The sequence below is a fragment of the Paracoccus sp. S4493 genome, assembly GCF_000967735.1.
Lineage (GTDB): Bacteria > Pseudomonadota > Alphaproteobacteria > Rhodobacterales > Rhodobacteraceae > Paracoccus > Paracoccus marcusii.
The window spans coordinates 1-718 of sequence record NZ_JXYF01000200.1; the positions used below are offsets into that span (position 1 = coordinate 1).

General features: G+C 67.8%; 1 protein-coding gene. It reads left to right on the plus strand.

Going from position 1 to position 718, the window contains the following annotated elements:
- Positions 1-301 precede the first annotated feature (301 nt).
- A partial coding sequence (locus tag TW83_RS16300; RefSeq protein WP_045983837.1) for an alanine racemase occupies positions 302-718 on the plus strand: 417 nt, incomplete at its 3' end.

The window sequence follows — 718 nt, forward strand, 5'->3', positions numbered from 1 at the left end:
TCCAGCAGCAGGTCGATGCGTTCGCGGGCGGTCAGCTTGCCGCGGGCGTGCTGGGCGTCGATGCGCCGCTGGCCGCCGCCAAGCCGGGCCTGCTGTCGGCGTTCTTCCAGCTGCTGCAGAATGTCCTTCATCGCGCCCTCCTGATCCGGTGTCCCAGGCTAGACTGCGATGCAGGTGCAGCAAAGACAATTCGGGGGAATTTGCAAAATACAGAAGCGACTGTTCATGCTAAGTGCATATGTGCAAACACATGCTGCGGCAGCCTCTTGACGCGGGCCGGGCAGGGGGGCAAGCCACGCATATGGGATTGCAGATCGACATCGCGGCCATCGTGGCCAATCACGCGGCACTGGCCGCACTGGCCCCCGGCGCGCGTGCCGCCGCCGTGGTCAAAGCTGACGCCTATGGCCTGGGCGCCGACCGCGTCGCCCCGGCCCTCTATGCCGCCGGCGTGCGCGATTTCTTCGTGGCCCTGGCGCATGAGGGACGGGCGATCCGGCCGCTGCTGCCGCAGGACGCGCGCATCAACGTGCTGTCGGGGCACATGGAGGGCGCGGACCTGACCGGGCTGACCCCGGTCCTGAACAGTCCTGCACAGTTCTTTCGTGATCGCGCCATGCGCCCCGGCCAGCCCTTCGCCATCCAGCTGGACACCGGGATGAACCGCCTTGGCATGGAGGCCGCCGAATGGGGCGCCATCCGGGACGAGGCGCTGGCC